General features: G+C 67.1%; 7 protein-coding genes. All 7 read left to right on the plus strand.

Going from position 1 to position 5,767, the window contains the following annotated elements; all coding sequences use genetic code 11:
* The first annotated feature begins 232 nt into the window (after window positions 1–232).
* The 7 genes from ABGA94_RS08895 to ABGA94_RS08925 all read left to right on the plus strand — a co-directional run bounded on the left by ABGA94_RS08895 (window position 233) and on the right by ABGA94_RS08925 (window position 5,670).
* Window positions 233–646 (plus strand): YciI family protein, encoded by a 414-nt coding sequence (locus tag ABGA94_RS08895; RefSeq protein ID WP_134955294.1) that lies wholly within the window; start codon window positions 233–235, stop codon window positions 644–646.
* 67 nt (window positions 647–713) lie between these two features.
* Window positions 714–1,136, plus strand: a complete 423-nt coding sequence (locus tag ABGA94_RS08900) for a VOC family protein (protein WP_111175762.1) — start codon at window positions 714–716, stop codon at window positions 1,134–1,136.
* 40 nt (window positions 1,137–1,176) lie between these two features.
* The gene (locus ABGA94_RS08905; protein ID WP_021202152.1) at window positions 1,177–1,587 is read left to right on the plus strand and encodes a VOC family protein; all 411 of its coding nucleotides are present in this window, start codon (window positions 1,177–1,179) and stop codon (window positions 1,585–1,587) included.
* 24 nt (window positions 1,588–1,611) lie between these two features.
* Complete coding sequence (locus tag ABGA94_RS08910; protein WP_005415092.1) at window positions 1,612–1,968, plus strand: DUF1428 domain-containing protein; 357 nt, start codon at window positions 1,612–1,614, stop codon at window positions 1,966–1,968.
* 45 nt (window positions 1,969–2,013) lie between these two features.
* The gene (locus ABGA94_RS08915; protein WP_375367048.1) at window positions 2,014–3,276 is read left to right on the plus strand and encodes an RNA polymerase sigma factor; all 1,263 of its coding nucleotides are present in this window, start codon (window positions 2,014–2,016) and stop codon (window positions 3,274–3,276) included.
* A 106-nt stretch (window positions 3,277–3,382) separates the two neighbouring features.
* On the plus strand, window positions 3,383–4,579 hold the full coding sequence (locus ABGA94_RS08920) for a hypothetical protein (protein ID WP_005415094.1): 1,197 nt from the start codon (window positions 3,383–3,385) through the stop codon (window positions 4,577–4,579).
* Window positions 4,570–5,670: a hypothetical protein gene (locus tag ABGA94_RS08925; protein WP_032953880.1), complete on the plus strand. Its 1,101-nt coding sequence runs from the start codon at window positions 4,570–4,572 to the stop codon at window positions 5,668–5,670. Before ABGA94_RS08920 ends, ABGA94_RS08925 begins: the two co-directional genes overlap by 10 nt.
* The last annotated feature ends 97 nt before the right edge of the window (window positions 5,671–5,767 follow it).

Raw genomic sequence — 5,767 nt, forward strand, 5'->3', positions numbered from 1 at the left:
CCCCCCCCCCCCCCCCCCCCCCCCCCCCCCCCCCCCCCCCCCCCCACTCCCAGAAAACCAGCTTTGCGCGACCAACCCACACCACCACGGAGGGGCTCCGCCGTTCGCCGACCTTCGCCGAAGGCGCGCTTTCCACGGAAGAAATAATTTTCAGAGGACGTGTCGATTCCCAGCCCCCTGGTTCGTTGTACCCAGTGAAGGGCACGCACCACGCGTCCCACGGGAGACCAAAATGAAAGTGATGGTGATCGTGAAGGCCAACGCCGACTCCGAAGCCGGCCGCATGCCCAGCGAACAGGAACTGTCCGAAATGGGCGCCTTCAACGAACAACTGGTGGCCGCCGGCATCATGCTGGCCGGTGAAGGCCTGCACGCCACCCAGCGCGGCCGTCGCATTCATTTCGGCGGCGGGGCACCCAAGGTCGAGGCCGGTCCGTTCGGTCCTGCCAGCGAACAGATCGCCGGCTTCTGGCTGTGGGAGGTGCGGTCGCTGGACGAGGCCGTTGAATGGGCCAGCCGTGCGCCGTTCGGCGAGGGCGGCACGCTGGAACTGCGTCCGCTGATCTCCGCAGAAGACTTTGGTGAAGCCTTCACCCCCGAATTACAGCAGCAGGAACAGCGTCTGCGTGTACAGCTGGAAGGCTGATCCGATTCCTCTCCCTGCCGGGCACGCCCCGGCACTATCGCCCTGAACCGCACAACGGAGTATTGCCATGAGACTGATTCCCTTCCTCGGCTTCAGCGGCCAGGCCCACGAGGCAATGGCGTTCTATGCCAAGGCACTCGGTGGCCAGGTCACCTCGGAAATGAAGTACCGCGACATGCCGCCCTCCGATGGCTCGCCGGGCTGCAACGAAATGCCGCCGGAAACCCTCGACCACGTTGCGCACAGCCAGCTGGAGATCGGCAGCGCCATCGTGATGGCGGCCGACGGTCCCGGCGGTGGCGAGGGCGGCTCGACCACCATCAATGTCGACGTCGACAGCATCGAAGAAGCCGAACGCGTGTTCGCCGCGCTGGCCGAAGGTGGCCAGGTGCAGATGCCGATCGGCGAAACGTTCTGGGCACATCGCTGGGGCATGCTGATCGACCGTTACGGCAAGCCGTGGATGGTCAATTGCATGAAGCAGCCCTGATCCCTCCCTCTTTCCTCTTCATCCGCAAGGAGCGTTACCAATGAGTGCACCACAACCGCAGATGATCTTCGTCAACCTGCCCGTGCAGGATCTGGAGAAGTCCAAGGCGTTCTTCACCGCGCTGGGCTACAGCTTCAATCCTACCTACACCAACGACGACGCGGCCGGCATGGTCATCAGCGAAAGCATCTACGTGATGCTGCTGACCCAGCCCTTTTTCCAGCAGTTCACCAACAAGCCGATTGCCGACGCGCACACCCACACCGAAGTGATCAATGCACTCTCGGCACCCAGTCGCAAGGCCGTTGACGAGTTGGTGGACAAGGCCCTGGCTGCCGGCGCCAGCGAGCCGCAGCCGGCGCGCGACCTGGGCTTCATGTACCAGCGCGGCTTCCAGGACCTGGATGGCCATCTCTGGGAAATCGCACACATGGATGGCGAGCCGGGCTGACGGCCGCCGCAAGGGAGAACCCTCATGGCTTACGTGGATGCGTACGTGCTGCCGTGCCCGCAGGACAAGGTGGCGGCCTACCGCCGCCTTGCCCGCAAGGCCGGCGTGGTGTGGAAGGACCATGGCGCGCTGCAGTACATGGAATGCGTGGCCGACGATGTGGAACCGGGCAAGAGCACCTCGTTCCCGCGCGCGGTCAAGGCGAAACCGGGCGAGACGGTGATCGTCGCCTTCGTGGTGTTCCGCTCGCGCGCGGCACGCGACCGCATCAACGCAAAGGTGATGGCCGACCCGCGGCTGGCGTCGCTGGGCCCGAAGGACATGCCGTTCGATACCCGGCGCATGTTCTGGGGTGGCTTCAAGCCGATTGTTGAAGCGTGAGCTGCGGCGCTTGTGCGGGCCGGGCGTGCGTGCTGTGATCGGCGCATGCTCGAGCCCGCACTGACGCAGCGTCTGGAAACCCTCTGGCGGATGGAGTCGCCAGTGCTGATCGCGCGCCTGGCGCGGCTGCTCGGTGGCGATGTCGGCCGTGCCGAGGAACTGGCCCAGGACACCTGGCTGGCCGCGCTGGAGCGTTGGCCGGAGCAGGGCATCCCGGACAACCCCGGAGCCTGGCTGATGACCACCGCGCGCAACCGTGCCATCGATGTGCTGCGCCAGCACCAACGTGTGGCTCAGCAGCACGCGCAATGGGGCGAGGAACTGCATCCGGCGGCGCTGCCGGCACCCGATGACAGCCAGGCGCTGGAGGACGACCTGGGCGATGACCTGCTGCGGCTGATGTTCGTGGCCTGCCATCCCGTGCTGCCGGCCGATGCGCGCGTGGCACTCACCCTGCGCCTGCTCGGTGGCCTGACCACCGTGGAGATCGCACGCGCGTTCCTGCAGCCCGAACCGACCATCGCCCAGCGCATCGTGCGCGCCAAGCGCACCCTGGCGCAGAAGCAGGTGCCCTATGAAGTGCCGCGCGCGGAGGCGATGCCGGAGCGCCTGGCTTCGGTGCTGGAGGCGATCTACCTGGTGTTCAACGAAGGCTATGCGGCCAGCGCCGGCGATGACTGGATGCGCCCGGCACTGTGCGAGGAAGCGCTGCGCCTGGCCCGCATCCTGGCCCATCGGTTGCCGGTGCCGCCGGTACTGGGCCTGCTGGCGCTGATGGAGCTGCAGGCCTCGCGTGCAGCGGCGCGGGTGGACGCGCAGGGCGCGCCGGTGCTGCTGGACCAGCAGAACCGCGCGCGCTGGGATTGGCTGCAGATCGAACGTGGTCAGCAGGCACTGGTACGTGCGCTGGCCGCAGGCGGCGGGCAGGATCCCTACGTGCTGCAGGCACGCATCGCGGCCTGCCATGCGGCTGCGCGTCGCGCTGACGCCACCGATTGGCCGCGCATTGCTGCGCTTTATACACAGCTTCTGCAGGTGCAGCCTTCGCCAGTGGTGGCATTGAACCGGGTGGTGGCGATCCTGCGCAGCGACGGTCCCTTCGCCGCGTGGGCGCAACTGCAGCCCTTGCTGGTCGACGCGCGCCTGCGTGACTACGCGCCACTGCAGGTGGTGCGTGGCGAGCTGTTGCAGGCACTGGGGCGCGAGCAGGATGCGCGTGACGCTTTTGGCGAGGCGGCTCGGCTCAGCCACAACCAGGCCGAGCGCGGACTGCTGCGGCAACGGGCCGGCCTGCCCCCCACGGACTGAGCCGACAAGGACAGCACTTGTCGCCGCGCGCCTGAGCGGCTATGTTTCGCGCCCAGCGGACGCATCAGCGCCCGCATTCCGTGCGTATTGACCGAGGAGCGGTTGGATGTATTCAAGGACGAAGAGCGCATCGCGCGCTTTTGCGCGCCTGCTTGCCTGTGCCCTGTGCCTGGCCGTATGGCCGACGGCCGTGCAGGCCGCGGACAAATCGCAGCAGGCCTATTGGGCCGGTTTTGCCTATACCGCTGACGCCGCCGCCGTGCAGGCGACCACGCCGCATGCGCATGCGGTGCTGGAACGGCGTGGCCTGGTCCCGCTGAACCAGACGCTGGCGCAGTCGCTCAAGCGCCGCGCACCGGCCCACCTGGAGCTGATCGACCAGCCGGTGGCGATGCTCGACGGCACCACCAGCGCCACCGTGCTGGCCGCCGCGCTGGACCGCGAACTGGTCTCGGTCGAGCCGATCGGTGACCAGTACAAGGTGCTGGTGGAAGTGGCGCTGCAGGCGTTGTTCTTCGACTTCCGCGAGCGCCAGGTGATCGCGTCCTATCCGCTCACGCTGCAGCGCATCGACGTGCAGGATTACCGACCGGACAACGACGATATCGACGCGATCGTCGCCGATCTGCTGTATGGCGGCGCCGATACCAGCCTGTCGCAGGTGCTGGCGGCCAGCCTTGCCCAGGCCAGGTTGCCCGACGCGGCGGTGCGCCGTCTGCAGGTCGGTGGAGTAACCCTGTCCGACGCGGTCCGCGCCAAGCTGCCCGACCCGAAGTGGGAAGCGCCGCTGCGCGCCACGCTGGCCCATGAACTGTCCAAGACGCTGTCGTCCAACACCGGCGTCGGGCTGCTGCCGCCGGCCTCGGGCCAGGCGATCGGTGGCGCGATGGCTGCCCGCTTTGCCGACGGCAAGGTCTACCAGCTGAAGATTCCCGAACCCGACTACGTCATCAACCTGCAGGTCGATGCACTGAAGAACGGCGTGATCGAGGAAACCCCGGCGATGAAGACGATGCTGTTCGGCGCCTTCTTCACCGCCAAGGTGACCGAACCGTTCTCGGGGAAGGTCTATTTCGAACAGCCGCTGCGCAAGGGGGCCACCAAGGTGGTTCCGGCCACGCAGTGGCAGGTCGACCAGTGGTCGGCCAGCTACGAAACCCTGCTGGCCGGGCTCGATGCCTTCGCCGGCGCCGCCGCCAAGCGTGCCGATTCGCGCGCCTGGCTGGACGAACAGAAGCCGGGCGGCCGCCCGTTGCAGCAGCAGACCCAAGCCCTCCAGGAGTTGATCAAGTCATGTCGTTGATGCGTACCATCCTGCTCATCCTCATCGCGCTGGTGGTGGCCTCGCCGGTCGCTGCGCAGACCGCGAGTTCGCGCGGCACCGGCTCGGCCAGCTACGGCCTGCGCCTGAGTGCCGATACCCGTGCCCAGGCCCTGAACAAGGCCAAGGTCAATGCCCTGGAGGCGTACATCGCCGAAACCGGTGCGGCCAAGCTGCGCCTGTTCGAAGCGCGCCGCGCCGAGTTCATCGGCGAGATCGACCGCTACGTGCTCAGCGCGGTGCAGCTGTCGGACACCGAAGACAAGAAGGCCAAGACCTACACCGTCACCGTCCGTGCCGAGATCAACACCACCCTGCTGCAGACCAAGCTGGATGCGGGTTCGGCCGTGGCCGGTGCCACCGCCGCGCAGCGCTCGCTGCTGACCTTCCTGTTCATGGCGCGCTCGCAGGACACCGTGCAGTCGTTCCAGGACAAGGAATACCGCCGCGTCGACGCCAGCAGCAGCTACAGCGAGAACACCCGTGAGGGCGACAGCTTCCGCGGCAACTCGGTCAGCACCAACGGCAGCATCAACCAGAATGGTTCGGTGTCGGTCACCAGCGGCGGCAGCACCACCGCGCGCGCCGACAACATCACCTGGAAGGTGGCCAACGCCGCCGAGGTCAACACCGCGATGACCGGGGCCTTCAGCGCCGCGGGCTACGAAGTGGTTGAAGCCGAATACGTGGAAGGCGAATCGCGTGGCCTGCTCAGCATCGAGCGCATCCGCAAGGACTTCAGCACCGGCAACGACCTGGCCCCGGCCACCCTGCGTGACACCGCCAACGGCATCCGTGCGGCCAACATTCCGTACATCGCCGTCGGCACCCTCGACATCGGCATGCGCGACCGTGATCCGGCCAGTGGCAACACCCGCGTGTTCGTCACCGTCACCGGCAAGGTGCTGGATGTGACCGGTCGTTTCCCGCGCACCGTGTCGTCGGTCGGCCCGGTGCAGTTCTCCGGCACCGGCCCGAATGAAACCGTGGCCCGTACCAATGCGCTGCAGCTGGCTGCCGAAAAGGCCGCCCAGCAGATGATCAACGAACTGAACGTCAAGGCGGTCCGCTGATCCGCCGCCCCGGTGGGTGCCGAGCGCGCTCGGCATCGCCCCGGGGCTCACCGATTCCCCACGTGCCGCACCGCGGCCGTCTCTCCCAAAGGACTCT

Source organism: Stenotrophomonas sp. 3diitr2024 (assembly GCF_042136455.1).
Lineage (GTDB): Bacteria > Pseudomonadota > Gammaproteobacteria > Xanthomonadales > Xanthomonadaceae > Stenotrophomonas > Stenotrophomonas sepilia.

Bases quoted from the DNA above. Each gene is read 5' to 3' on its own strand.
- ABGA94_RS08895 (WP_134955294.1), top strand. From the start codon at position 233: ATGAAAGTGATGGTGATCGTGAAGGCCAACGCCGACTCCGAAGCCGGC.
- ABGA94_RS08900 (WP_111175762.1), top strand. From the start codon at position 714: ATGAGACTGATTCCCTTCCTCGGCTTCAGCGGCCAGGCCCACGAGGCA.
- ABGA94_RS08905 (WP_021202152.1), top strand. From the start codon at position 1,177: ATGAGTGCACCACAACCGCAGATGATCTTCGTCAACCTGCCCGTGCAG.
- ABGA94_RS08910 (WP_005415092.1), top strand. From the start codon at position 1,612: ATGGCTTACGTGGATGCGTACGTGCTGCCGTGCCCGCAGGACAAGGTG.
- ABGA94_RS08915 (WP_375367048.1), top strand. From the start codon at position 2,014: ATGCTCGAGCCCGCACTGACGCAGCGTCTGGAAACCCTCTGGCGGATG.
- ABGA94_RS08920 (WP_005415094.1), top strand. From the start codon at position 3,383: ATGTATTCAAGGACGAAGAGCGCATCGCGCGCTTTTGCGCGCCTGCTT.
- ABGA94_RS08925 (WP_032953880.1), top strand. From the start codon at position 4,570: ATGTCGTTGATGCGTACCATCCTGCTCATCCTCATCGCGCTGGTGGTG.